Here is a 25,833-nt window from a genome sequence, read left to right on the forward strand (position 1 = left end):
CTAAACGAAACGGGAACTGTGCCGCAGTGTCCTTCTGCCTGGCTCTGAATGCTTGCGATGAGCAATGCTCATCGTCCATCAACTTGTTTTAGAATGTTCGCTCTGTGCCAGGAGCGGACGTGACATACACCAAGAAGTATTAATTATTGGCCAATGAGTTAGACTGGCAAGCTGTTGCTTTTTTTCATCACCTGTGAAAATGAGGATTCAGTATGAATCTGGAAGAACTTAGTAGAATTAAACGACAAACCCTCCTCGCTTTACCGGATAACGATCTTTATCTCTACAGGCTGGGTATCGCTGTGTATGGCTTCGGCTCAATAGCTAGCTTCATGACCGAAATAGCTTCGCTTTTGGATAAAACACTAGACCGGACTGCACTTCAAGGAAAAATGGGCGGTGACATTCTGGATGCCTTCCGTGCAAGCGTAAGAAAGGTAAAGCCATCAAGTCGTATCGCTTACCGAACAGGTTTGGATGCAGCTAAACTATTTGAGAAATTAAATACTGAGCGATCTGACTTTGTACATGCATATCCAATAACAAACGAAATGGGTGAGCAAATTCTGCATCGCAGGGTAGACGAAAAAGATAAATATTTCGAGGTGACCAATGAATTTCTGGATAGATTCATATCTGATCTTCATAAAGTCAGTAGCAAATTATATGAAGTACGCGATCTTATTATTGCAGGCGAGCTAACTAGTAACCCCATGTCTAAATTAAATATTTCCAGTGGCAATTCGCCCTCCTTGGGTGATTAAGATACATGTACTGCAACCAAAACGTCCGCTTCTCGCTCTCAGCGGACCTTCAGCTAAGTCAGCTTGTCCGCATTGTGCCAGGAGCGGACGCTTCAGAAGCCAGCTCTTTTTAAAAGCTGACGCATTATCGAACCGGATACTCTGTTTTCAACAACCCATCTCCTGCTCGGATGGTAGCCCCCCATTTTCGCGGGTTATTTCTGTTGTAGCCAGCGCTGAACGCCCGTTAATGCAGAGTCAATTGCGCCTGTCAGATAGCCCGGGAACTGCGGCGACCATTCACTGGCAATACCTGTTATCTCACCGGACAATTCTCCCCTGGCGGAAAGTTGCTCAGGTATTACGTGACTGACTTCCTGCTGGAGATCAAATTCCGTTGCAGAAACGGATCGGCCGCCCAGTCTTTTATATACTCAGCTTCGGGCTCTACCGCATCCTGCCCAAATAAGCGTACGAGCGGCTCCCGACAAAGGCTTTTGAGAACAGCATCGCTGACAGTTCATCTCGATTTTGCAAGTACGCCAGTAAAACCAAAAATCGCCGTTTTACCCGAATCTGGCTCGGATACGTCGCGGATCTCTGCTCCGCCAACATGCGGCCACACAGAAAATCCGCGCGCCTGGGGCAAGCTTCTGAAGCAGCACTGTTTCTGAGGTGCCAGAGAATAAAGCGAAGACTTGTCTTTGCGGCTGACCATGCCAGTTAGTCGCCTTCTGCGTATATAACCTGAGCGACTGGCGTGCATCGGCAGACATCTGGCGCAGCCTGACGAGAAGGGTTGCGCGTACCTGCTTGCGACCAATCCGGTCAAGCATCATGCGCTCAACCCCGGGCTGGGGTTAAAATATCCATTGATAATCATCCGGGGTAATGATCACGCGCTGCGAAAAATCAGAATTCAGTAACATCATAATCAGTGATTAGACGGCCCCACGCGGAGCCGTGTGCAGGCCTATTTGTTCGGCAGATTATCGTACACATCCAGTGCGCGTGCGGTATACGTCAGCGCGGCGCCGGTATTCAGGTTTATGGCAACCGCCAGCGCTTCGGCGATCTCTTCGCGCGTGGCACCGTACTTAACAGCAGCATCCACATGAACGGCCAGGCAACCGTCGCAGCGGGTGGTTACGGCCACGGCCAGCGCAATCAGTTCATGGGTTTTGGGATCGAGGTGCTTGTTTTCTGACGCACCTTTATCCATCTGCTGAAAGCCTTTCATAAACTCAGGCTGCAGTTTGGCAAATTTGTCGATGGTGGCGAGCAGGCCACTGCGATATTCATTCCAGTTTAAGAACATTCAAAACTCCGGTTGTTGTTTGTCTCAGAAAAGTTATTAAATGACGTCGAAAATACGCACGTCAGGCGCACTGTTTAAATACGGTTTTAATCCGGCAACGACATCCTGCGTAAACAGCAGGCTGTTAAGGTATGCCTGCGCCTGCGCAACGGTCGTAAAACCGTGCAGCACCTGGACGTCTTCGTCGCGGACAAGCAGCTCTTTAGAGGTGGCACCCTCAATGGTGGTCAGAAACGGAGTTTTGTATTTCTGGTATACCTCAGCGGCTGCCGCACGGTTTTCATTACTGATATTCAGGGTGATTTGCAGATAAGCCATCGTTCTCTCCTTCGTTCAGGGTTGAAGTAATACGCCCGTTTAAAAAACCGGTCTGTATTACCTTTCGTTGAGGGCGATTATCAGAAAGCCAGACAGCTTCAACAAATCAGATAATCTTGCGAAGCAGAAAAGAAATTCTATGTCGTGAATTGTCGTGGTATAAGCACTACGCACCCGACGTGATTGCCGGGACAGCGTAATGTCTGAGGGGGCAGTTTATGAACGGTCTGAGACGACATCCTGAAGAAGCCAGTCATGGAAAACGTTGACTTCATCACGCATAACTTTTTGTTGCGGGGTGACCAGATAATAGGACCATTTGAGCGGCCAACGGCGATCGGGGTGCAGTTGAACCAACTGACCGGTTTCGATAAGCTGCTTCACCAAAGCGTAACGAACGATGGCCACGCCCCTGCCGCTCAGGGCCGACAGGATGACCGCTGAGGTGGAGTTAATATGCAGCCCGCTATCCAGCGCTTCGGGTGCACCGACCGCCATCAGGACAGCATCCCATGACGGAAAATCCGCCCCAGGATGCGGCGTGTCATCGTGAATGAGTTTTTGCGTGGCGAGCCATTCACGGCAGGCCATTTTCCCGGGCGGCACCAGGCGCGGACTGCAGACCAGCACCGCTTCTTCATCCATCAGCCAGGTTTTATGCACGCCTGGCCAGTCGCCCTGTCCGCAGCGAATACCGATGTCCGCCTCGCCGTGCGACACATCCATCAGTTTTTCCGTGACGTTAAGCCGCAGATTGATATTTTCGTGCGTTTCCGAAAACCGGTTCAGGCGATCCATCAGCCAGTTCATCATCAGCACCTGCGATGCTGTCACCACCACCACCGAACGCGAGCGGCGACCGCGAAGCTTGTTTAACCCGGTTTCGAGTTTGTCCAGTCCCTGCGTGATGTCCTGTAGCGCCTCCTGCGCTTCGTCAACCAGCGTCAGCCGCTCTTTTCCGGAGCGGGTGCGGTGAAGAAGCGGGTGTCCGACCCAGTCTTCCAGCGAGCGTACCAGTTGGCCTACTGCAGCGGGCGTAACGCCAAGCTCCTGTGCCGCGCCGGTAAAGCTGCCGTGCCTGGCGGTGGCTTCAAAAGCGTGCAGCCATTTAAGTCGGTTTAGCGATCGCATTGTGGTCATCCTGATTCATTATTTTCCTCAGTATACGCCAGCGAGAAAGATTTTCTTTCCTGAGTCGCAATTTCTTCTCAGTCGTCAATCAGGCGTCCGGGTGGCATTCTGATTTCACACGATGAGGAGTACGGCTTTTCATCAATAACAACCATTTGAATTCAAAGAGGTTAGCGATGAACGCATCTTTTGCCGGTAAAAAACTGTTAGTGGTCGGTGGTACAAGCGGTATGGGCTTCGAAACGGCGAAGCTGGTTCTGAGAAACGGCGGCAGCGTTGTGCTTGTTGGCAATCGTCAGGACAAAGCCGGGCAGGCCCGCCAGGCGCTGGCTGCGGATGGTCAGGTTTCTATCATCGTTGCCGACCTGATGAAAGAAGAAGGGATGCAGCATGTGGTAGACACCATTAATGCCGAACACAAAGATATCAGCCTGCTGGTCAATGCGGCTGGCGTGTTTTTCCCAAAACCCTTCACCGAACATGAAGCGTCAGACTATGACATGTATATGAGCATTAACCGCGCAACGTTCTTTATTACCCGTGACGTGGTGCGCAATATGGTTGATGCCGGGATTAAAGGCTCCATCGTGAATATCGGCTCCATGTGGGCGCAGCAGGCGATTGGTGCCACGCCGTCTTCAGCCTATTCGATGGCCAAAGCCGGTCTGCACGCGCTGACTAAAAACCTGGCCATTGAGCTGGGTGAAAAAGGGATCCGCGTGAATGCGGTTTCTCCGGCCGTTGTTCACACTCCTATTTACGAAGGCTTCATTCCGAAAGACGACGTAAAAGATGTGATGAACAGCTTTGACAGCTTCCATCCGATCGGACGCGTGGGTACGCCAGTCGACATCGCGGAAACTGTGGCTTTCCTGCTTTCTGAAAAAACTGGCTGGGTCACCGGCGCTACCTGGGATATTGATGGCGGTGTGATGGCTGGCCGTAACGCCTGAAGACCGCGCCGGACGCTCTGCCAGCCGTATTCCGGAGGTTCCGCTCCGTTGGCACTTCAAAACCATGTTATCGATTCCGATGAATCGGTTTCGCTGGGTGGCGAGGGACTGGCTCCTGATCCGCGGGAATTAATGCTCGCTGCGTTTAATGCCTGTATGACGGCCGTCTTTGTTCAGGAAGCCAGGGCTAAAGATCTCGCCCTTGCCATCTGATAATCCCTATTATATCGGTGCCATTTATGAATAAAAAATACCGCGCGATGCAGATCGTTGCCCCCGGGGTGCTGGAAATGACAAAGCGGCCGATACGCGCTCCCGGTTCGGATGAGGTGCTTATCAAAATTGAAGCATGCGGAGTATGCGGTGCCGATCTCCGGGACGCGGAAAGAGCGCCGCAGGAGGGCCAACCCGGCCGTATACCGGGACATGAAATCGTCGGGTTTATTGCCCGCAAGGGGAACAGGGTACCCGATATCTGGCAATGCGGTCAGCGCGTAGGCGTCGGCCGACTGGGTGGGTATTGTCAGCACTGCAAACCTTGCCGCAGAGGGCTTTTTCATCTCTGTGAAAATCAACTGACGCCGGGCCTCAGCTGCGATGGCGGCTACGCAGAGTACGTTGTCATGCGATATACCGCGCTGATAGCAATTCCCTCCGCGCTCTCTTCCGTGCATGCAGCCCCGATCCTTTGCGCCGGTACCGCTACCTTCAACGCACTGCGTAATTCAGGCGCAAGAGCGGGCGACAGAGTGGCTGTTCTCGGAGTGGGTGGACTTGGCCACATGGCTGTTCAGTACGCCCGTAAAATGGGTTTTGAGGTGACTGTGATTGCACGGGGTAGCGAAAAAGAACGCGCGGCCTTTAAGCTGGGTGCGCATCACTACATCAATACACTTGAGGAAAATGCATCAGAACGCCTGAAAAATGACGGCGGTGTGGATTTTATCGTGGCAACTGCACCGGCTTCAGAAACGGTTTCAGCCCTCTTGTCCGCCCTCTCCCCCCAGGGTAAAACAATCTTGCTGGGTACAGGACAAAAGCCGCTGCAGGTCTCGCCGGGTATGATGATCGGCGCTGAACGCACCTTGACAGGCTCCTTCGTCGGCACACCGGCGCAAACCGAGCGCGCACTGCAGTTCAGCCACCTCTTTCAGACGTTGCCCATCACAGAGATGTTGCCATTTGAACGGGCAAATGAGGCGCTCAACAGACTTAAGCAAGGTCTGGCGCGATACAGGATAGTGCTCACCATGAATCAGGATAATTAATCACATGTCCGCAGAACATTTCCTGCCCGTTGCAGACCAGAGAAATAATATCATTCGCCTGTCGGCCGCGCAGGCCCTCGCGGGTGCCAACTCTGTCGTCTTTTATGCCACTGGCGCAATTGTGGGTAACGCCCTCGCTCCTGGCAGCTCGCTGGCTACACTTCCCATCACCATGTTTGTTCTGGGGATGGCAGGCTGTATCCTGCCGTTAGGCTCATTAGCGCGTAAAAATGGCCGTAAAAGCGCATTTATGGTCGGAACCGGGGCGGGTGTCTTGACTGGACTGACCGCCGCCCTGGCCGTCGTGATTGGCTCATTTATATTGTTCTGCATTGCCGCCTTCATGGGCGGAGCCTATGCAGCCGTTGCGCTCAGCTTTCGTTTTGCGGCAACCGACGGCGTCACGCCAGAACGTCGCGCCCGGGCCCTGTCGCTGGTGATGGGAGGCGGCGTGGTTGCCGGCGTGATTGGCCCGATGCTGGTTTCAGGCACGATGCACCTCTGGCCGCCTCATACCTTCGCCGTCACGTTCCTCGCGCAGGCGCTCGTGGCCGTTATTTCGGCATTCATACTTAAAGGCGTAAAAACCGCAGAACCTACCTGCACGATAAAAACGGGTGGGCGGCCTTTACGCGAAATTGCCCGTCAGCCAGGGTTTGCCAGAACCGTATTCAGCGGTGCGGTAACCTATATGGTGATGAACTTCCTGATGACGGCTGCACCACTCTCGATGCACATGCACGGCATCTCTCAACAGGCGTCCAATCTCGGTATCCAGTGGCACGTTATTGCCATGTACGGTCCGGGTTTCTTCACTGGCAAATTAATTAACCGCTTTGGAGCCATGCGTATCGCTGCTGCGGGTTTGCTTATCACTGCATGCTCTGTCCTCGCCGGACTCGGTGGAACCGATATTTTTCACTACTGGTTGTCGCTGATTTTGCTGGGTCTCGGCTGGAATTTTGGCTTCACCGGCGCATCGGCGAAGATCATTGAATATCATCGTCCAGAAGAGAAAACCCAGGTCCAGTCCCTGAACGATTTTGTGGTATTTGGGGTTATGATTGTAGGGTCATATTCTTCAGGTGCTCTACTCAGCCTCTACGGCTGGAACTCCGTCCTGTGGGGGGCCCTTGTTCCCGTCGGTCTTGCGTTTGTAGGTATTGTTAACGAGTTGCGGGCAAAAAAGCAGGATAAATTAACTTTCTGACCCAGTTTTGTCTGCTATCTGGAAGCGGGTTACGTTGATGTAAAAAGTATCTAAAGCCCAACATCAACGGGCATGATTTTGGGCATACTTGCCATGTTACCGGGTGCAGAAGACTGTTTCTTTGCCTTACATGGTTTAAGAACGTTGCATATTCGCTGAAAGAAGCGGAAGCACTGGCAATTGCTCACTGGCTTGCAGAACAACCTGAAGTCAAAACTGTACTCCACCCCGCAATGCCGGATTGTCCGGGACATGAAATATGGAAGCGAGACCCTACGGGATCGTCAGGGCTGTTCTCTGTGGTGCTTGATCCCGTACACGCATGCTAAATGACATGCAGCTGTTCGGAATGGGGTATTCCTGGGGCGGTTTTGAAAGCCTGATTATTCCTTTCGGCTGCCGGGAATATCGAACTGCGACAACCTGGCACAAGAAGGGAGAACCCCTTCGGCTCCAGATTGGCCTGGAAGATCCGGATGACCTGATCACCGATCTGGGTCAGGGGTTTGATCGGCTGCATTCATTGACGTAATCGGGTTTTGCGGCTCGCAAAGCTGTAAAATTTGCTCTTTCATCCATAAATGTCCAGGGGAGTTACTGAGCTGTGGGCTGTAATAAGCCTTCAGAATATACTGGGGTGTTGGGAATGGAGGAGTAAACACCACAAGATTTTTCATATCAAAAACAGATGAGATGCCCCGCTTGGGCAGCGTGATGACCAGATCAGTATTTGAAACAATGAGCGGGGCAATCATCAGACTTGGTAATTCAACAACAATTCGGCGGCGTACCTGCTGACTTTCCAGATAACGGTCAATAGCCCCCCGGGATTCCAGCCATGGGCGTACCACCACGTGTCCGGCGTTAAGATATCGCTCATGGGTAAGGGAATCATAAATTTCAGGGTGACCACGTCGCACCGCAACCACGTAATCATCCGTAAAGCAGGTAATGGACTCAATACCGCGCCGGGGATTTTTCTGCTCTTCTTCAAAACCAAGAGCAAAATCAACTTTGCCCGAAAGCAGATCTTCATCGGCGTTAAAATCGCGTGAGTAGATAAGCTTAATGGTAATACCCGGCGCGAGGCTGTTAACTCTCGCGATCAGGCCTGGCAGGATCACAGCGGCCGTGTAGTCCGTGGCGGCAAAAGTAAACGTCTCCCGGCTTTTTTCCGGCTCAAAGTGTTCAGGCTCATGTAGGCAAGTCGAGAGACTGTTCAGAGCGGCGGAAACGTTGGCGGCAATGCTCTCTGCTTTTGACGTTGGCACCATGCGTCCGCCAGTGCGCACAAATAAGGGATCATCCAGTGAGGCACGTAAGCGATTGAGCGCATGACTCAGCGCCGACGGACTTAGCGCCATTTCATTAGCGGCCTCCGTTACGCTCCCATGCCGATAAAGAGAATCGAAGATAAGCAATAAATTCAGATCGGTCTTGCGCAACGTCGACACCATGGTTCTTTTTTCCGGGTGAAATTTGAAAATAGTGATTAATGAATATTGTACATTTTATTTTTGCATAAAATGCAGCGAAAGCATGATTGAAAAAAGATAGTATATTTCCAACAAAATGATTCTGAAGAGGCAAAACTATGTCTACCCCTGTATTCCGTCAGGCCACTGCCGCCGATGTCGATCGTTGCTATGATATTGAAATCACATCCTACGAAGGGGATGAAGCCGCAACGCGTGAGAAAATAGCTACCCGTATTAACCGCTATCCGGAAGGTTTCCTGTGTATGGAGCTGAACGGCGACGTTATTGGTTTCATCAATGCAGGCTGCGCATGGGAAGTCGTGATGTCTGATGAAGAATTTAAAGAACTGGTTGGACACGATCCGGATGCACCTAATGCCGTGATTATGTCTGTCGTGGTTCACCCGGATTATCAGGGCAAAGGATACTCGTCGTTGCTAATGCGTGAATTCGTGGCGCATATGAAAGCAATGAACAAAAAAACAATCCACCTGTTGTGTAAAGATCGCCACGTCGATCTGTATGCTCATTTTGGTTACCAGTATATGAAACCGTCAGAGTCAGACCACGGTGGTATGGCCTGGCATGAAATGATGATGACACTCTGATTTAACTATCCAGACACGACTCTTTTTCTTTTCATCTGTTTCGCCAAATATTTACGCATCAGTGCATTTTGTAGTGTCACGCCACGACACACAGGGAAACCTCGTTCCACGACATGAAAGCCGTGTCGTAGAAAGAACGCTTCCGCAGCCTTACTGACATTTGAAGTAAGTTCACCCATTCCACGTTGTCTGGCTTCTTCATGAATGCGGTCCATCAGTAGCGTCCCTACGCCCTGTCTCGGGTAGACTCCCGAGACATAGAAATGGTCAATGTACCCATTTGGCTGAACATCCGCATATCCAGCTATTTCACCATCCACTTCAACAACAAAGGGACGTAGTGCCCTCATGCGATTAGTCCAGTTATCCGGGTCGATATCTGACGGGGCCCAGGCATCTATTTGTTCATGTGTGTAATAGTGGGATGCGAGGGTATGTACAGAAGATAAGAAAACGCTGAGTAACGAAATCTCATCTCCATTCTTGAACCTTCTGATTTTCATAAAACCTCGTTATGAGCGTGGCTGGTAGAACAATATCATTACTTTTCATAATGTTCTATTTTATAGACTGGACATGCGACCCCGACATTTTCTGTATCAAAATCTGGATAACCCTGGCTTCCAGGAATCTACATATCCATTTATCGGTGTCGGTTCTGGGTTAAGATAATCGCCTCTCCGTTCCGGCTGTGGTTAATGAGATGAATCTCAATCGCTATTGTTATTTGCTACTGGTCTGCGCTGCGGTCAGTAGCCTTTTTGCCCCACATCCGTTGCTGATATGGGGCCTGCTCGCCAACATATTGACGCTGGCGATTTACGGCGTGGACAAAATGGCAGCGCGTAAGGCCTGGCGCAGAGTGCCGGAATCCACGTTGCTGGTATTTGGCGCTGTGGGCGGATGGGCTGGAGCCATTGTCGGCCAACAACTCTTTCACCATAAAACACAAAAGCAGCCCTTCAAAACTTACTTCATCATCAGTGTGATATTAAGTACCTCCGCTATGGTGGCCGTGTATCAGTTCTTTCCATTCTCACTTTCCTGAGCATCATTTAGGGATAGCGCCAGCCCCTGTGCAACGTTATCGTGTTGGATTATAAACAAAAGCATCGTTAGCATGTCTGTCCTGATGTACGCACTCTATACTCTGCAACAGATCGTCAACATTAAGGATGGATATGAAAAAGCTGTTGCTGGTTCTCCTGGTGCTAACTGCATTTGCAGCCAATTCTATCCTCTGTCGTATCGCCTTAAAGAATGGGTATTCAGATCCTGAAACGTTCAGCGTGATGAGATTACTCGGTGGTGCAGTAATGCTGTTTTTCTGGCATATAGCCCGGGGTAAACTGAAAGAAATACGCTGGAAAATCATCGATGCCCTGTTGCTGTGTGTCTATGTATTATTTTTCTCAATCGCGTATGTGCAGCTCAATACCGCAACAGGCGCATTACTGCTGTTTGGCGCAGTGCAGATCTGCATGATTGGCTGGGGATTAATAAAAGGTGAAACACTTAGCGGATACAAAGCCACCGGGATCGTTATTGCCATCGGGGGGATCATTATGCTGCTGCTCCCCGGCGCAACCGCTCCCCCTTTGATACCCGCCCTGACGATGGTTGTTTCAGGCATGGCATGGGGAGCTTACTCTGTGCGTGGGAAAAATATCCTCTCTCCTGCCGGGACGACTGCAGGAAATTTCATTCTGAGCCTTCCGGTTATTTTCATCCTGAGTTTGGTACGACAGGAGCCCGTGCATACTGACGCCAACGGCGTCATCCTTGCCCTGCTCTCCGGCGGACTGGCTTCTGGTGTGACTTACGTACTTTGGTACCAACTTGTTGCCACTATGTCTTCAGCAACCGCCAGCACGCTGCAGTTGAGCGTGCCCTGTATTGCTGCGGTAGGTGGAGTGCTATTTCTTGGCGAATTGCCTGATTTGAGAATTCTGGTTTGCACACTGATCGTTCTGGCTGGCATAGCCATTGTTATTTCATCCGATCGAACACAGAGTAAGAAATCAGCACAGGGATAACGTTGAGGAGTCACAGTACTGTGCTTCGGTGTTTTGACTCACAGCCAGGAGCGGACGTTGATATGATTTGATGAGTATATTTATGAAATTAATTTTATCTTTGATTTTTAAGGTTTTTACCATCCGCAATACAAAATCAGATGTTCTCAATAAAAACCCCCTGCGTCAGCATGCAGGGGGCAATAGGAAAGCACTTTCGTTTTTTTAACTATGAGGGTTACAACAAAGGGTCTATTGGTACAGATACAGCATTACAACCGTGCAGGGCTGATGAAGTAGCTGTTATTATTGCTCTACAGTGCTTGCCAGGTCAGCTGCCGGCAGTCGCGGCTGAGAACGCTGCCAGCCAGAACCATAGCGGGTGTACTGTGCAGGAACGGGGAGTACAACGTTCAAATCGTCTGCTGCAGTACGCGCCCAGAACGGATCCTTCAGCATATCCCGGCCAACAAGAATGATATCTGCTCGGCCATTCTGCAAAATTTCTTCTGCCTGACGGCCTGTTTCGATCAGACCTACAGCCCCGGTTTTAATATCCAACTCCCTTCGTAGTAGCTCGGCTGCAGGGACCTGATAATTTGGGTAAGTGTTTACCTGTACCATCGCAATTCCGCCGCTTGAACAGTCAATCAGATCAATACCTTGTTCTTTCATCCAGTTGCCGTAGATCAAGAAGTCTTCCGGACGGTTTCCGCCTTCAACATAATCGGTTGAAGAGATACGCAGGAACAATGGGCCTTTCCACTCGCTGCGCACGACGTCAATGACTTCACGCACAATGCGGTAACGATTCTCGTGGCTACCACCGTATTCATCGGTACGTTTGTTCGCTAGCGGCGACAGGAACTGATTCAACAGATAGCCGTGGGCACCGTGGATTTCAATAACGTCAAAACCGGCTTCACGCGCACGGCGAGCACCTTGACGGAACGCCTCTACGACTTCGTTAATTTGCTCAATACTCATCGCCTGTGGTACGCGGGACTCAGGTGTGAACGGAATAGCTGACGGCGCGATAGAGGGCAGGTCAATTCCCAGTTGGCGACCAGCATGTCCAATCTGTGCGCCGGCTTTCGCGCCAAAACGGTGAATGGCATCTGTCACGCGGGACAAACCTTCAATATGGCTATCATCCCAGATACCGATGTCTCCAGGACCGATTGGACCATTCGGTAATACAGAGGCCGTTTCCAGCATGATAAGACCTGCTCCGCCCAGGGCACGCGCGCCGTAGTGGATAACATGAAAGTCATTAATCTTGCCGTCGTCAGATGCCGAGTGCATGCACATCGGGGACATGGCAATACGGTTGCGGAATTCAACGCCGTTGATTGTGATGGGTTCAAAAAGCAAAGCTGACATTTCTACTCCAGAAAGTGATTGATATTTAGCCCGCTAAAAGTACCATACGATGATAATTCGTTTATACGCTAAAAAAATGCACATACTTACCAAAAGGTAACCATGATGTTTTTATGAAGAAATTACGTAACTACGATTCGGCGCCAGGTTGTTCAATGGAAGCAGCACTGCATATCATGGGTGGGAAATGGAAAGGGGTGATCCTCTATCATTTATTTAAGGACGGTACGCTTCGGTTTAGCGAACTCCAGCGGTTTTTAACCAGCATCAATCAGCGTTTACTGACGAAGCAACTGCGTGAACTTGAAGAGGATGGCCTGATTATTCGCCAGGTTTATCCCGTTGTTCCACCAAAGGTTGAATACTCGTTGAGTGACGAAGGACGGGAGCTGAACAAACTGGTTCTGGATCTAAGCATATGGGGCAGAAACTGGCTGGAACGCCGCGGTCTTAAAACAGCGGTTGAAGAGGATATTGAGGAGTTGAAAAAGGTTCTCGGCGATCCGAAGTAAGCCGTCTTCACGGGTATCTAAGAGCCAAAATGGGTGATGCAGAAATCGATAAAACTTCGTAATCGTGGAGTCATTCTTCTGTCCTGGGCATAAAGCACATGGACGGGCCGACCGGGCAATTCATAATCGGGCAGAACCCGCACCAGCCGCCCGGCGGCGATGTCCGCGCTCATCAGCGGAAGCGGTTGCATAATGATTCCCAGCCCTGAGAGGGCGGCAGCAAGCAGGGCCTCGCTGTTGTCCGTTTTAAACCTGCCGGTTACAGGTACCGAGACTTGTCCGCCAGGGCCTTCAAATTTCCATTCCGTTCGCATTGATGTGTGGGTAAAGATCAGGCACTGGTGCCGCGTCAAATCCTGCGGCACAGAGGGCGTTCCAGCCTCTTCAAGATAAGCTGGTGCAGCACAAATAACCATCTGATAGGGAGCAAGCGCTCTTGCCAGTAGCTGGCTGTCCGCCAGTTCTCCCGTACGAAAAACGGCATCAAAGCGCTCTTCAACCAGATCGACAGTGCGATTCGACAAACAGAGTTCGAGCGAGACTTCGGGATTTTGTTTGAGATATTCCGGCAGTTTTGAGGCTAGCAGCTGACTGCCAAAGGTAATGGGAGCGCTGATCCTGAGATTACCACGGGGGATCGCACGGGTTTCAGCAATCACGGCTTCCGCTTCTTCCATTTCAGCCAGAATATTTTTCGCTCTTTCATAAAAGAGACGGCCGCTGTCCGTCAGGCTCTGGCTCCGGGTCGTACGGTTGATCAGTTGAATGCCAAGATTTTGCTCAAGCATGCGTAACTGCTTACCCGTCAGCTGAGAGGACTGATCCAGTTCACCCGCTGCGGCAGAAATGGAGCCTGACTCGACCACCCTAATGAATGTCTGCATGCAGGTTAAACGATCCATTTGAAATGAAATGTTCCAGGTGATGGTTATTTACGTAAATTTATCGCATTACGTTTTCAATGTACATTGCCAGTCAACTTAGCTCGCTTAACCGTGAGCATCCGATCACTAACAAAGGCATTCTTGATATGAAAAATCTCTCTCTTTCCTTACTGATGGCGGCCTCCATGAGCTGTTCAGCGCTGGCATCTGCAGCTGATGTTAAAGCTGCTAAACCCACGGTTGTGCTTGTGCATGGTGCATTTTCAGATGGTTCAACCTGGAATAAGGTCATTCCTTTGCTTGAGGCTAAAGGGATTAATGTTGTTGCCGTACAAAACCCACTCACCTCCTTTGCTGAAGATACCGCCACAACACGTCGCGCACTGGCACGAGTAAAAGGTCCTGTTGTGCTGGTCGGCCATTCCTATGGTGGTGCAGTCATTACAGAGACAGGTGCAAAAAATGAGAACGTCAAAGCACTGGTTTATGTTGCCGCTTTTGCACCATCGGCCGGAGAGTCTGTCGGTGATTTAACAAAAGATTATCCTACACCTTCAGGTTTCAGTCATATTGATGCTGATGATGCGGGTTATCTGAAGCTCACTTCTGAAGGCGTTTCTCAGCACCTGGCGCAGGATGTTACTGCGGAACAAGCGAGACTTATCTACGCCACTCAGGGCCCAACTAACGGCGCAGTATTTGGCGAAAAAGTGAAAGACGCGGCATGGGAAAATAAACCTTCCTGGTATATTGTCAGCGAACAGGATCATATGCTCGACACTGACTTACAGAAAGCGATGGCGAAGAAAATTCACGCGACGGTGACTACCCTGAACACCAGTCATGCCCCACATATTTCTCAGCCAGATGCCGTGGCAAGTGTAATTCTTCATGCGGTCAGCGCCGTAAAATAATCAATATCGTGGTGATTATTAATCACTACACGAAAAAGTAGTTTGGGCTGCGTTCAAACTCACCCAACCCTTTGTGATACGATATTTGCTTTAGATTGTCACATGGGATCAGATCTTGAATTCATACATTTTCCTTGCAGGAGCTATTGTAGCTGAGGTCATAGGTACAACCCTGATGAAGTTCTCTGACGGATTCACACGCCTATGGCCATCGGTAGCAACTATTGTGTGCTACTGCACAGCCTTTTATCTTCTCTCCCAGACTCTGTCGACCATTCCAACGGGTATTGCGTACGCAATTTGGTCAGGTGCTGGAATCGTATTAATCAGCCTTTTGAGCTGGTTGGTAAGTGGGCAAAAACTTGATTTTCCGGCGATCGCAGGCATGCTTCTTATTTGTGCTGGGGTTCTGGTTATTAATATTTTTTCAAAATCCTCCCCACATTGATTCTCTTATCTTACTCTTGTAGGAAAAGCGCATATGAAAATACCAAAACTCCATACGGAACGCTTGCTGTTAAAACCATTAGAAGCCGAAGATGCCTCGCAGATTCAGTTGCTTTATCCACGCTGGGAGATAGTTCGCTATATGGTTTCCTCAGTACCCTGGCCCTATCCTGATAACGGTGCGGAGAATTACGTCAATAACGTTGCCCTGCCTGATATGGAAAAAGGGATTGCGTGGATCTGGACTATCAGACTCCGTGAGGCCCCTGACGCTCTCATAGGTTTAATTTGCCTTTATGACGTTGAGGATAATAACCGTGGATTTTGGTTAGATCCGGAATATCAGGGTCAGGGTTTTATGCGTGAGGCCAGTAATATCGCTACGGATTACTGGTTTAATACGTTAAATAAGACGGTATTGCGTGCGCCGAAAGCATCTCTCAATATCCGTTCCAAACGTATTTCAGACAGTAGCGGCATGCGGCTTATCAAGACGGAAAAGAAAGAGTATGTCAGCGGTTTGCTGGATTCTGAACTTTGGGAAATCACGCGCGACGAATGGAACACTCGTCAGGTTGGTTAATATAAATTATGGAATGTCCATAACTGAACCGCAGAGAATTTCTGTTCTTCGCAAAAGTTCATCGCCTCTTGAATCAGTTTTCTGTCCAATCCACTGTCGCGTACGCAGCGAAGCCTGTCACATCAACTACAGTGTGGGCTTCCCGATAGGCGTGACAGCAAGCCGCTCAGGCGTTTTACCCCTTTCACTACCCCAGAGAAAATAGAAACTACTACCCTTACAGCGCGTAAAGTCTGAGCGCCCCTGTCATTCAAACCGACCCTGGTATGCTCCAGTTCGCTGTCTGAATAAAAAACACGCTGCAAAATCAACAAAATATAGTCAACTTGCTTAATTACTCTGCAATCGAGTGAAAACATGCAGAAAAATGCTAATTCCCTCTTGCCTCATTCGGTCTGTGCCGCTAATATTCGTCCCCGTTGTCACCTACAACGTTGCGTTCATAGCTCAGTTGGTTAGAGCACCACCTTGACATGGTGGGGGTCGTTGGTTCGAGTCCAATTGAACGCACCATTTGCGTCCGTAGCTCAGTTGGTTAGAGCACCACCTTGACATGGTGGGGGTCGGTGGTTCGAGTCCACTCGGACGCACCAAATCATATCCCTTTGATTTGGTGCTAAATTCTCAAACGTTCTCCTGAAACCCATTCTATTCTTTGCGCAGACAAGCAAGATACTTCTGCACCGATCGCACCACAATCTGTCTGGCGTTGGATTTAATATCCTGACCTTCAAACGCGCCATAGAGTCGGTCGAATCTTACATCCTGCAACGCGTGCATAATGTGGATAACCGCGCTTGCCGGCAATGGCAGCATATTGGGGTAGCTCCACATAAACGACACAGCATCCGCACCGGGAGTGACCTGCAAAATATCGCCCACAAGGATTATCCCCTCCCCATCATCAATATGCATAATACTCCCCCCCGCAAAATGTCCGCCCAGGCGTAACAACGTCACGGTAGGAAGCACTTTATGCACATCGCTTTCCCATAGCCGAATAGAGGGACTGTCACGCATAATCCACTGGCGATCGTCAGCATGCAGATAGATTGGTGCATCGAATGCTGCCGCCCAATCCTGCATCGTGGAGTAGTAGTGAGGATGCGAAATGGCAATGGCACTCAACCCACCCAGCGCGGTGATGAGCGTCTGCGTGGCCGGGTCCAGATTCGCAATACAATCCCAGAGCACATTCCCCTGCGGGGTGCGTAGCAAAAATGTCCGTTGGTTAATGGCAAACCGTGGCACGGTCTGAATACTCAGTAGCGAACGCTCATGCTGCAGCCATTTATTCGTATGCGTCGCGTGAAGCGCGGCTGGATCGAACCATGATTGTCCGGTAACGGGAACATACTGGCGCTCATCTTCGCAGATTTTGCAATGCGTTATAGCCCCATGCGTATCGTCATAGGACGTTCCGCAGGTCTTACACAAGATTGTCATTTGTCTTCCCCCTGCACGTATGCTCTCTTCCGTTCAGGATCTTTTATTACGGTCAAAGCATAGAACAAAAAAAGACAGCGTCAGCATCCCACCGCACGCTGGATCAAATAACCCTTTGAAAGTGACTACAACATCAAATGATGTAAGCGAAATGGCATCATCAGATGCCTTCAAAGTCCCTTGTGCAGGGCGTATCATTCATCTTCTTCGCATAACTGCCATAGCCCAGAGATCAGATATCATGCCATCTTCAATCACCCTCCTTGCTGCGGGAAGTTTACGACTGGCATTTACCCCACTACTCAATCAGTTCACCCGCCTTAGCGGCATTGAGGTCAACGTTGGCTATGGCCCGGCAGGTTTGCTGCGCGAGCGTATTGAAGCCGGGGAACCGTGTGCTCTGTTCGCCAGTGCAAATCGGGCACATCCGCAACGACTACTGGACACACACCGGGCCGTTTCCACGCATACACTGTGCTGGAATCAACTGGGCCTGGTTACCAACCGGCGCGGTGAATGGCTGGATTTACTACGCGACCCGGTGCTGCGTATTGGCACATCCACACCGGGCTGCGACCCTTCCGGTGATTATACCTGGACATTTTTCGATAACATGGATGCACTGGAACCGGGACTTGGACGACAGCTTCGTGCACGCGCCCTGCCACTGGTTGGTGGCCGCGATACGCTCAGCATCCCGCCAGGAGAATTGGCAAGCAGTTGGCTTCTTCGCCAGGGGTTGGCCGATCTGTTTATTGGTTACGCACATTATGCAAAAGCACTCGGTTCACCGTCCGATGTTCGCTACGTTGCTATTCCTGCGGAACAGAACATCTTGTGTGAATACCAACTGGCGGTGCTCGATGCTTCTGAAGAGGTGATGAGACTGGTTAAATTTATGCTTGCCCACGACGGTCAGGCGTTGCTGACCGCCGCCGGTTTCTTGCCTGTTAGCGGTGGATAGCAAACAGCGGCGCAATAAACGGTGTCTGATAGTTTTCCACACTGAATTTTCGCAATGGCAAGCCATAGGCCTGGAACAGATTATCTTCTGTCACCACGCCGTCCGTCGGCCCTGCCAGCCATTTTCCCTCAGGAAGCAACAGCAGCGTATGAGTTGCAATCTGTAAGGCGTGCAACGGATCGTGCGTCGAGAAAAGCACGCTACACCCCTGCCGGTGTGCCAAATCGCTGATGAGCTGCAGCACGACCTGCTGATTGGCAAGATCCAGCGCTGAACATGGCTCATCAAGCAACAGCGTCTGGCATTCTGTAACCAGAGCACGGGCAATCATCACCAGTTGCTGCTGACCGCCAGAAAGTGAGCTAAACGATGTGGCGGCGAGATGCGCAATGTTTAGCTGTTCCAGCGCCTGCTCCGCCCGTTGTTGATCCTGGCGGCTGGGCTGAGCAAACAATTTTACGTGCTGCGCCCGCCCCATCAACACCACGTCGCTCACCGTATAGGGAAACGGCAGATGGCAATGCTGGGCCACAATGCCTATCCCCCCATGAACATCAATACTCCCGCCCAGCGCGGGTCGCGTGCCCGTGAGCGTATCCAGCAGCGTGCTCTTACCCAGACCGTTTCGCCCAAGCACCGCCCAGATCTGGCCTTTCTGACACTGAAAAGTGAGGGGGTCAAACAGTGGAGAGCGATAGCCATAGCTAAGCTGATTCACGCTGAGCGCAATAGATGTCATTGTTTCCCCCGACGACTGGTACGAATGAGCAAGAAGGCAAACAGCGGTGCGCCGAGCAACGCGGTGATGATCCCAAGCGGTATTTCCGCATGCATCAGAGTGCGGGCGATATCATCAACCGCAATCATAAAACCACCTCCCATCCAAAAAGCACACGGGAGCAAGCGACGATGATCAACCCCCACCAGCAACCGCGCAAGATGGGGAATAACCAGCCCAACCCAGGCAATGCTGCCACTGACCGCCACCTGAGCGGCAACTAAAAACGCGCAGCACACCAGCACGCTACGCCGCAGCGGAACCACCGCCACGCCCAGCGCTTTAGCATCTTTATCATTGAGCGATAACAGATTTATCCGCCAGCGCAACTGGTACAACATCGTCGCCGCAATGGATACCGGGATCGCCAGCAGCAGGACTTTATGCCAGTTAGCCGTGGCAAAACTGCCCAGCAGCCAGAATACGATGTTCGGCAAGGTTTCTTCCGTATCGGCCTGGTATTGAATCAGGCTCACCAGCGCGGCAAAAAAACCACTTAAAATAATGCCAGATAAGATCAGCACCAGCGTATTTTCCAGCCCTTGTAAGGCCGCAATGGCATATACCAGAATGAGCGCTGCCAGACCGAAGAAGAAGGTTGACCCCATCATCAGCCACGGCTCAAGACCCAGCAGAATCGCCAGCGTCCCGCCGAAGGCCGCCCCCGAGGTTACGCCTATGATGTGCGGGTCGACCAATGGGTTGTGAAACACCCCTTGCAAGGTAGCGCCGCACAATCCCAGCGCGCCCCCCGCCAGCAACGCCATCAGAATACGCGGTAGTCTGACTGTCCATATCACCTGACTGGCAATACCCTGCGCATCGCCAAAATGGGTGAGTTGATAAAACACTTCACGAAGTGACAGCGGATATTGTCCAAGACACAGCGAACTGACCCCCAGCACCAACACCCCTGCTATCAGTAATGATTGCAAGGGGAAATCCCGTTTACTTAGCAGCATCTGACTGCCAGTTCACACGATAAAAACGTTGATAGTAATCCTGCGCCTGCGCATCCACATCGACATTTTTATAGGCATCCGGGTAAAGTTTTTTGGCCATCCACAACTCACCTATTGCCAATGCTTCCGGCATCGGATAACCCCAGGCTTTGGCATATTCAGGCATCAGCCAGACACGATGATTTTTCACCGCGTCAATTCCCTGCCAGTTAGGATCGTTTTGGATCTCTTTGACCACCTGCGGATATCGGTCCTGAACAAAAATCACCTGCGGGTTCCACGCCAGCACCTGCTCAAGCGCCACCTGACGCGCGCCTTTCACGCTGGCCGCCGCCACATTTAACCCACCCGCATGTTGCATCATCAGGCCGGTGTATTTCCCGGAACCGTAGGTCATAAGGTCAGGGTTAGCCATATAAATGCGAACCTTTTGCGCTTCCGGGATGGCCGCAACTGGCGCATTGAATTTTGCTCGCGCCGTAAAGACGTAATTGATCAACGTTTCCGCCTGCGTTTTACGCCCTACCACATCCGCAATCAGGCGGATCCCCTGCTTTAAGCCTTCGTTGTAGACCTGCTCTTCATCAGCCATTGTCGGGTTCATTTTATTCTGTTGCCCGGCAATATCCTGACGTAACGAGATAGCCACCACCGGGATACCGGCATTCTGAATCTGCTGGATCATCTCAGCGGGCGCATAGTTGGCGACAAACACTACCTGCGGATGAATCGCCAGCAAACTTTCGATATTCACGCTGGTGAGATCGCCAGGCGTAGGCAGCGTAGTTATTGTCGGCATAAACCGGGCAAACTCAGGCCCAAGCTGTTTTTTCCAGCTCGACATCACGCCGACGATATCCTGCGCAGCATCCAGTTGCACCAGAATATTCAGCGTCTGGTGTTGCAGCACAACCACCTTATCGACATGGTCAGGGATTGTAACCTGACGCCCAAGCTGATCGGTGATAGTGCGATCCGCCTGTGCGGAAAAGGCAAAAAACATGCTGGCGCAAACCAGCACAAAAGAGCGAAGAGTTAACATAGATACCATCTGGACTGGGAAAAATTCGATATGCATTAAATTATATAACGTGATAGCTGGCAACCCATTATCGCCAGACACGGTATACCGCCACGCGGTTCGTCACGGCAAATACAGTGTGTAACCCTGAACTGGCCTGCATTTGCCCGTCAGCGCTTCCCGCTTTACCCCTGTGGGGGTAGCCCGGCTAAAATCCGCTTCGCCTGCGCCTCGCTAAGCGAATAATCAAAAAACTGGCGGTAAAAATCGCGGGTTACGTTAACCATATCCAGGCCGCCAAACAGTGCTGGATGCAGCTTTGACGCGGCCCACTGCAACTGCAACGCGCTTTCGGTTCCATAGCGATCCCAGGGGAAGACGCCCGCCGGATTGCGCCAGACTTTGCCCTGTTTCACCGCGTTAAGCTCTTTGAACAACGCTGCATAAGGTGAACTGGCAATATCGCCACATCCCGCCCCGAGAATAATCACCTCCGGCTGCCAATACAGCACCCGCTCGGGTGAGACTTCTTTCATGTTACCGTCCACTTCCCCGGCGACGTTCCGCCCACCAGAGAGCGCAATCCAGGTATCAATCAACGTGTTTCTACCGTCGACTTTCAGTGGGTTCAGCGACTGAATGTGCAGAACCCGCGGGCGCTGATTTTCCGCTAATGTCGCCGTTTTCGCGCGAACATCCGCAATAGTGCGGGTTAAAAATTGATTATATGCCACCGCCCTGGCGCGAGCCTGATCCGTGCCTAACACGTCCGCCGTGGTCGTGACTGACTTTTCCATCGAAGGATAATCAGTAAATGCCATTTCCAGCGTCGGGATACCCGCCTGGTTGTAACTCTGCGCATCCCCCTTGCCCTTTGCGACAAACAGAACATCGGTATGCAGAGCCAGCAGGGCCTCGCTATTGAATGACGTCCCGTGAATTTGTAAGGCCTGATTCAGCGATGGGTTTATTTTGAACATCCACGGCTGGCTCTGTGGATGGTTGACGGTGGCGACAATCTGACGTCCCGCCCCCAGCGTCATCAACACCGAGTGATGGGCAAACCAGCTATCCGCAATACGTTGAACTTGTGTGGGGACGGTTACAGTGTGACCGGCATCATCCACAACCTGACGCGTGGCCAGGGCGGGAAACGCCAGCCACACACAGAGCAACCATGTGTGGCACGTTTTCATCAGCAATCCTTAAAAATCAACCTGAACGGAAATCTGCGCCTGACGTGGGGCGCCCAGTTGCGCACTGGCCGCCCCGGCCCCCGTATAACCCGTCAACGCGCCGGGGACAATGTTGGTCCAGTAGCGGCGGTCGGTCAGGTTAGTGATATCAAACCGGAAAGTCGTGGGTGTGTTCCACAGTCTGGTGGCATAACGGCTACCAATATCCACCGTGGTATAACTGCCTACCCAGGTATCATTCGCGTTATCGGTAGCCCGACGTCCGACGTAATGCACGTTGGCATCCACATCCAGTCCCTGAACCTGTTCAATGCTATAGACTGCCAGCACATTCGAGGTAAAGCGTGGCAAGCCGACAACCTGCTTACCATCTGCATTACTGGCGGCAGTGTTGTGCAGCATGGGGTCCAACCAGGCGGCTCCCCCTAACACCCGTAAATTTTCCGTGATATGCCCATCAGCCATCAGTTCCAGCCCACGGTTTTTCTGCGTACCGTCCTGAGCAAATTCGCCGTTGTCGTTGGTATAAGCAAAGGGACGTTTTGCTTCAAATAGCGCCGCGGTGAGCAGCAGATCTTTGACGGGCGCATATTTTGCCCCCACCTCCACCTGATGGCTGCGGTACGGATCCAGCACATGTCCTGCATTGCTGGCCCCGGCAGGTGCGGTATCGCCCTGCTGCAAACTGTCAGCCCAGGTGGTGTACAGCGTGACGTTCTCAACCGGTTTATACATCAGGCTGGCGGAGCCGCTCATGCCGTTATCCTTTTGGCGACTGGTTTCATGACCGGATTTGTTATAGTTGCTGACGGTAAACAAGTTTTCGCTGCCAGACAGCAACAAACTCCATTGCGGAGTGAAATGCAGCGTATCGCTTAACAGAAATGCATGCTGCGTAGTGGTCGCCGAATGATAGCGATTAGTAAAGTCAGGATAAGGCGGGCGCGGATAGTCGGGATGTTGATCAAGTGAAGAATGCCCCAGCGTAAAGGTTCCCCCATTTCTCGGGTTATAGTTTTTCCATACAAATCCGCGCATTCCGGTCGCGATATCCTGCGTCAACCAGCCGGAATCAATGCTGCCGGTCAGGTTCGCTAAATAGCTGTTGATCGTAAAGCGACTGGCCGCTGAATTCGAGGTCGTGGTGGTGTAGTGACCCCGATTATCCGTCAGGGTGTTGGTTACTGCCGTCGATTCACGGTCAGCAACCTGGTGTAAGGCCCCCAGATCCAGCATCCAGTTACCGTCAAAATCATGCTTGATGTGCATGTCCGCAGTGGTCGTTTCATCATCATGACCTGCATATGACTGACCATATTTACTGTTCGTCGGATCGAATGCCGAAGGAAACTGCACGCCTTTTGCCAGCGCAAAGCTGCCTGGCATGCCTTTTTCATAATAATGGTAATAGCTGAAATTACTCTCCAGCACGGTTTTATCGGTCAGCTGAAAATCCAGGCCCAATCCCGCGTACTGCCGACGAACATGACTATCGGTGGTGTAACTGTGCCCTTCATCATTCATCAGGTTGAGGCGGTACTTCACTCTGTCTCCCGCGTCGACAGGCCCGCTGAAATCCATTGATGCCAGCGTTCCTGACCCTGTACCTTGCCCTACGGTAACCCGATGCAGTAGCGTATCCAGAGGGCGTTTCGAGACCAGATTAAACATCCCCGCCGGGTTGGCTGGCCCGTACAGTGAACCCGCGATACCACTCAGCACGTCTATATTCTGGAACTGCTCTGTCGGATATTCGGTGGTGGAAACGGCATTCAGCCCATCAATCATATGGTTTTGCACCACGCTCCCTTGCATGCCACGGGTTTGTGGTCGAACCCCCTCTCCCTGAACTGACGGTATGTAGCGATAAACATCCTTAACATCTTTGATTTGTTGCTGATCAATCACTTTTTTCGACAGTGTTTGTACCGACCACGGAACATCAATTAACTCTCGCTGCCCCAGGCTACCGATCGTCGCCTTTTTTTCAGCGGCCGCGGGCTCCTGCTCGGGAAACGAAGATTGAGCAGGCGCGGAAGCAGTAACGGTAATGGTGTCATCAGCATGGGCCGACAGGGAGGCGGCAAGACAAGAAAAAGTCAGCAACCCGGAGGCAATTGGGGTGATTTTGCAATTTAACATTTGTTGATTCAATTCGTTAGATAGAAAGACTGGCGGTCGATAACACAAGCGCCTTCTCTTGCGGGGCACGTTTATTATATTTGTATGATGAATAGAATAGGCTTAATCGATATATATGTAAATATATAACGAGAGAGGATTGGCGAAATGGTTACAACAAAAAAGCCGACGGTAATGACTACTGCCGGCTTTACACACGATCTGAATTGAACGAGATTACTTCATCGACGTTTTGATTATCTCTAACGCTTTTGCAAACTGATCCTGCGGGATAGTCAGTGGGTAAAGGAAGCGGATCACGTTGCCATACTGGCCGCAGGTTAACAGCAGCAGCCCCTGCTCAAGCGCTTTTTTCTGCACGCGCTGCGCGGCGGTGGCGCTGGGTTCACCCGTGGCCACATCGCAGAATTCAGCGGCAATCATCGAGCCTAATCCCCGCACTTCGGCAAGTTCAGGACATACTGCACGCGCATCGGTCAGCACAGCACGCAGTTGCTCGCCAAGCGCTGCCGCACGCTGGCACAGCTTTTCATCACGGATAATATCCAGTACCGCATGAGCTGCCGCAATCGATAGCGGGTTCCCGGCGTAAGTCCCCCCCAGTCCACCCGGCGCGGGCGCATCCATAATATCGGCTTTGCCTACGACACCCGACAACGGCATCCCACCCGCAAGGCTTTTTGCCATGGTCATCAGGTCTGCTTTATCAGCATAGTGATCCATCGCAAACAGCTCCCCGGTACGGGCAAAACCACTTTGCACCTCATCGGCAATCATCACGATGCCATGCTCATCGCAGATACGGCGAATTGCCGCGACAAACTCCGCCGGAGCGACAACAAAGCCGCCTTCCCCCTGGACGGGTTCGAAGATAATCGCAGCGACCTGGCTCGGATCGATATCCGCTTTAAACAAACGTTCTATCGCTTTAATCGAGTCTGCAGTTGAAACCCCCTGCAGCGCAGAAGGATATGGCGCATGGTAAACGGACCCCGGGAACGGACCGAAGCCTTTTTTGTATGGCGCCACTTTGCCGGTTAACGCCATCGTCATGTATGTCCGCCCATGGAAACCACCGCCAAAGGCGATAACGCCAGGGCGACCGGTGTGAGCGCGGGCAATTTTAACCGCATTTTCCACGGCCTCAGCCCCGGTGGTAAAGAATGTCGTTTTACGCTTACCGTCAATTGGCGCCACCGCGTTGATTTTCTCCGCCAGCGATACATAACTTTCGTAGGGAACAATCTGATAAGCCGTATGGGTAAAGGCTTGCAGTTGCGCCTCAACGGCCTGCACCAGACGCGGATGGCGGTGCCCGGTGTTCAGCACGGCAATCCCGGCGGCGAAATCAATATACTGATTGCCTTCAATATCGGTAATCGTGCTGTTTTCAGCCGACTGGGCATAAAAATCACACATCACACCCACGCCACGTGGTGTGGCATCCAGACGACGTTGTTGCAGGTTTTTATTGTTCATTCTCTACACCTTGTCCATAAACACAATTGGTTGAATTACCCTTTAAATTTAGACGCCATCTGGTACTTTAATCGAGAGCC

The 25,833-nt window shown here is 51.4% G+C and carries 27 protein-coding genes, 2 tRNA genes and 2 pseudogenes; 17 read left to right on the top strand and 14 right to left on the bottom strand.

Going from position 1 to position 25,833, the window contains the following annotated elements; genetic code table 11:
- Positions 1 to 212: 212 nt before the first annotated feature.
- Positions 213 to 764 (top strand): hypothetical protein, encoded by a 552-nt coding sequence (locus G8S19_RS11975; RefSeq protein ID WP_101742564.1) that lies wholly within the window; start codon positions 213 to 215, stop codon positions 762 to 764.
- Between the two features lie 952 nt (positions 765 to 1,716).
- Here the strand turns inward: G8S19_RS11975 and G8S19_RS11980 are convergent.
- The 3 genes from G8S19_RS11980 to G8S19_RS11990 form a co-directional block, all read right to left on the bottom strand.
- Positions 1,717 to 2,061, bottom strand: coding sequence for a carboxymuconolactone decarboxylase family protein (locus G8S19_RS11980; protein ID WP_124021738.1), 345 nt, complete (start codon positions 2,059 to 2,061; stop codon positions 1,717 to 1,719).
- A 36-nt stretch (positions 2,062 to 2,097) separates the two neighbouring features.
- Complete coding sequence (locus tag G8S19_RS11985) at positions 2,098 to 2,379, bottom strand: hypothetical protein (RefSeq protein WP_048211789.1); 282 nt, start codon at positions 2,377 to 2,379, stop codon at positions 2,098 to 2,100.
- A 216-nt stretch (positions 2,380 to 2,595) separates the two neighbouring features.
- Entirely contained in the window at positions 2,596 to 3,510 is a 915-nt protein-coding gene (locus tag G8S19_RS11990; protein ID WP_137364068.1) for a LysR substrate-binding domain-containing protein, read from the bottom strand.
- Positions 3,511 to 3,686: 176 nt separating this feature from the next.
- Between G8S19_RS11990 and G8S19_RS11995 the strand changes: the two genes are divergently transcribed.
- From G8S19_RS11995 to G8S19_RS12015, 5 genes and pseudogenes are all read left to right on the top strand, one after another.
- Positions 3,687 to 4,463 (top strand): SDR family NAD(P)-dependent oxidoreductase, encoded by a 777-nt coding sequence (locus tag G8S19_RS11995; protein WP_253685231.1) that lies wholly within the window; start codon positions 3,687 to 3,689, stop codon positions 4,461 to 4,463.
- 48 nt (positions 4,464 to 4,511) lie between these two features.
- On the top strand, positions 4,512 to 4,676 hold the full coding sequence (locus G8S19_RS12000; protein WP_225807905.1) for an OsmC family protein: 165 nt from the start codon (positions 4,512 to 4,514) through the stop codon (positions 4,674 to 4,676).
- Between the two features lie 26 nt (positions 4,677 to 4,702).
- The gene (locus G8S19_RS12005; protein ID WP_101742566.1) at positions 4,703 to 5,731 is read left to right on the top strand and encodes a zinc-binding dehydrogenase; all 1,029 of its coding nucleotides are present in this window, start codon (positions 4,703 to 4,705) and stop codon (positions 5,729 to 5,731) included.
- A 4-nt stretch (positions 5,732 to 5,735) separates the two neighbouring features.
- Complete coding sequence (locus G8S19_RS12010) at positions 5,736 to 6,941, top strand: MFS transporter (protein ID WP_253685233.1); 1,206 nt, start codon at positions 5,736 to 5,738, stop codon at positions 6,939 to 6,941.
- 87 nt (positions 6,942 to 7,028) lie between these two features.
- A pseudogene (locus G8S19_RS12015) lies at positions 7,029 to 7,473 on the top strand (PLP-dependent transferase); the annotation flags it as partial.
- Here the strand turns inward: G8S19_RS12015 and G8S19_RS12020 are convergent.
- Positions 7,427 to 8,398, bottom strand: coding sequence for a LysR family transcriptional regulator (locus G8S19_RS12020; protein WP_101742568.1), 972 nt, complete (start codon positions 8,396 to 8,398; stop codon positions 7,427 to 7,429). The pseudogene G8S19_RS12015 and the gene G8S19_RS12020 sit on opposite strands and share 47 nt — an antisense overlap.
- Before the next feature lie 137 nt (positions 8,399 to 8,535).
- On the opposite strand from G8S19_RS12020, the gene G8S19_RS12025 reads away from it, so the two are divergent.
- Positions 8,536 to 9,027, top strand: coding sequence for a GNAT family N-acetyltransferase (locus G8S19_RS12025; RefSeq protein WP_115602095.1), 492 nt, complete (start codon positions 8,536 to 8,538; stop codon positions 9,025 to 9,027).
- Between the two features lie 5 nt (positions 9,028 to 9,032).
- Here the strand turns inward: G8S19_RS12025 and G8S19_RS12030 are convergent, their stop codons facing one another.
- Entirely contained in the window at positions 9,033 to 9,530 is a 498-nt protein-coding gene (locus tag G8S19_RS12030; protein ID WP_101742570.1) for a GNAT family N-acetyltransferase, read from the bottom strand.
- A gap of 200 nt (positions 9,531 to 9,730) precedes the next feature.
- Here G8S19_RS12030 and G8S19_RS12035 point away from each other — a divergent pair, with 200 nt between their 5' ends.
- Both G8S19_RS12035 and G8S19_RS12040 read left to right on the top strand, forming a co-directional pair.
- Positions 9,731 to 10,075 (top strand): DUF1294 domain-containing protein, encoded by a 345-nt coding sequence (locus tag G8S19_RS12035; protein WP_048211797.1) that lies wholly within the window; start codon positions 9,731 to 9,733, stop codon positions 10,073 to 10,075.
- A 133-nt stretch (positions 10,076 to 10,208) separates the two neighbouring features.
- On the top strand, positions 10,209 to 11,063 hold the full coding sequence (locus G8S19_RS12040; protein ID WP_253685235.1) for a DMT family transporter: 855 nt from the start codon (positions 10,209 to 10,211) through the stop codon (positions 11,061 to 11,063).
- A 285-nt stretch (positions 11,064 to 11,348) separates the two neighbouring features.
- Here G8S19_RS12040 and namA read toward each other — a convergent pair whose 3' ends face one another.
- Positions 11,349 to 12,425, bottom strand: coding sequence for an NADPH dehydrogenase NamA (namA, locus tag G8S19_RS12045; RefSeq protein WP_048211799.1), 1,077 nt, complete (start codon positions 12,423 to 12,425; stop codon positions 11,349 to 11,351).
- A gap of 113 nt (positions 12,426 to 12,538) precedes the next feature.
- Between namA and G8S19_RS12050 the strand changes: the two genes are divergently transcribed.
- Positions 12,539 to 12,937, top strand: coding sequence for a helix-turn-helix domain-containing protein (locus G8S19_RS12050; RefSeq protein WP_048211800.1), 399 nt, complete (start codon positions 12,539 to 12,541; stop codon positions 12,935 to 12,937).
- 17 nt (positions 12,938 to 12,954) lie between these two features.
- Here the strand turns inward: G8S19_RS12050 and G8S19_RS12055 are convergent, their stop codons facing one another.
- Positions 12,955 to 13,821 carry a LysR substrate-binding domain-containing protein gene (locus G8S19_RS12055; RefSeq protein WP_226813998.1) on the bottom strand — a complete coding sequence of 289 codons (867 nt, stop codon included), beginning with the start codon at positions 13,819 to 13,821 and terminating at the stop codon, positions 12,955 to 12,957.
- Positions 13,822 to 13,967: 146 nt separating this feature from the next.
- Between G8S19_RS12055 and G8S19_RS12060 the strand changes: the two genes are divergently transcribed.
- The 6 genes and pseudogenes from G8S19_RS12060 (at position 13,968) to G8S19_RS12080 (ending at position 16,358) form a co-directional block, all read left to right on the top strand.
- Positions 13,968 to 14,735 (top strand): alpha/beta fold hydrolase, encoded by a 768-nt coding sequence (locus G8S19_RS12060; RefSeq protein WP_124021735.1) that lies wholly within the window; start codon positions 13,968 to 13,970, stop codon positions 14,733 to 14,735.
- Between the two features lie 115 nt (positions 14,736 to 14,850).
- Positions 14,851 to 15,183 (top strand): EmrE family multidrug efflux SMR transporter, encoded by a 333-nt coding sequence (locus tag G8S19_RS12065; protein ID WP_071887338.1) that lies wholly within the window; start codon positions 14,851 to 14,853, stop codon positions 15,181 to 15,183.
- A 33-nt stretch (positions 15,184 to 15,216) separates the two neighbouring features.
- Positions 15,217 to 15,765 (top strand): GNAT family N-acetyltransferase, encoded by a 549-nt coding sequence (locus tag G8S19_RS12070; RefSeq protein WP_048211803.1) that lies wholly within the window; start codon positions 15,217 to 15,219, stop codon positions 15,763 to 15,765.
- Between the two features lie 150 nt (positions 15,766 to 15,915).
- Positions 15,916 to 16,002 (top strand): annotated as a pseudogene (locus G8S19_RS22495) (glutathione peroxidase); the annotation flags it as partial.
- A 199-nt stretch (positions 16,003 to 16,201) separates the two neighbouring features.
- Positions 16,202 to 16,278, top strand: a tRNA-Val gene (locus tag G8S19_RS12075).
- 3 nt (positions 16,279 to 16,281) lie between these two features.
- Positions 16,282 to 16,358: transfer RNA gene (locus G8S19_RS12080), tRNA-Val, on the top strand.
- Between the two features lie 55 nt (positions 16,359 to 16,413).
- Here G8S19_RS12080 and G8S19_RS12085 read toward each other — a convergent pair.
- Positions 16,414 to 17,211: an MBL fold metallo-hydrolase gene (locus G8S19_RS12085; RefSeq protein ID WP_124021734.1), complete on the bottom strand. Its 798-nt coding sequence runs from the start codon at positions 17,209 to 17,211 to the stop codon at positions 16,414 to 16,416.
- Positions 17,212 to 17,452: 241 nt separating this feature from the next.
- Here G8S19_RS12085 and G8S19_RS12090 point away from each other — a divergent pair, with 241 nt between their 5' ends.
- Positions 17,453 to 18,175 (top strand): substrate-binding domain-containing protein, encoded by a 723-nt coding sequence (locus G8S19_RS12090; RefSeq protein WP_061067822.1) that lies wholly within the window; start codon positions 17,453 to 17,455, stop codon positions 18,173 to 18,175.
- On the opposite strand, the gene G8S19_RS12095 is transcribed toward G8S19_RS12090, so the two are convergent.
- The 6 genes from G8S19_RS12095 to puuE form a co-directional block, all read right to left on the bottom strand.
- Positions 18,162 to 18,914: an ABC transporter ATP-binding protein gene (locus G8S19_RS12095; RefSeq protein WP_048211806.1), complete on the bottom strand. Its 753-nt coding sequence runs from the start codon at positions 18,912 to 18,914 to the stop codon at positions 18,162 to 18,164. The genes G8S19_RS12090 and G8S19_RS12095 overlap by 14 nt on opposite strands.
- The gene (locus tag G8S19_RS12100) at positions 18,911 to 19,915 is read right to left on the bottom strand and encodes an iron ABC transporter permease (RefSeq protein ID WP_048211807.1); all 1,005 of its coding nucleotides are present in this window, start codon (positions 19,913 to 19,915) and stop codon (positions 18,911 to 18,913) included. The genes G8S19_RS12095 and G8S19_RS12100 overlap by 4 nt, the downstream gene beginning before the upstream one ends.
- Entirely contained in the window at positions 19,902 to 20,957 is a 1,056-nt protein-coding gene (locus G8S19_RS12105) for an ABC transporter substrate-binding protein (RefSeq protein ID WP_048211808.1), read from the bottom strand. The genes G8S19_RS12100 and G8S19_RS12105 overlap by 14 nt, the downstream gene beginning before the upstream one ends.
- A 164-nt stretch (positions 20,958 to 21,121) precedes the next feature.
- Positions 21,122 to 22,132, bottom strand: coding sequence for an ABC transporter substrate-binding protein (locus G8S19_RS12110; RefSeq protein ID WP_115643462.1), 1,011 nt, complete (start codon positions 22,130 to 22,132; stop codon positions 21,122 to 21,124).
- A gap of 9 nt (positions 22,133 to 22,141) precedes the next feature.
- Positions 22,142 to 24,274, bottom strand: coding sequence for a TonB-dependent siderophore receptor (locus tag G8S19_RS12115; RefSeq protein ID WP_199969190.1), 2,133 nt, complete (start codon positions 24,272 to 24,274; stop codon positions 22,142 to 22,144).
- Between the two features lie 216 nt (positions 24,275 to 24,490).
- The gene (gene puuE, locus G8S19_RS12120; RefSeq protein WP_124021732.1) at positions 24,491 to 25,753 is read right to left on the bottom strand and encodes a 4-aminobutyrate transaminase; all 1,263 of its coding nucleotides are present in this window, start codon (positions 25,751 to 25,753) and stop codon (positions 24,491 to 24,493) included.
- Positions 25,754 to 25,833 lie beyond the last annotated feature (80 nt).

The sequence above is a fragment of the Citrobacter sp. SX206 genome, assembly GCF_024181025.1.
GTDB classification, from domain to species: Bacteria; Pseudomonadota; Gammaproteobacteria; order Enterobacterales; family Enterobacteriaceae; genus Citrobacter; species Citrobacter youngae.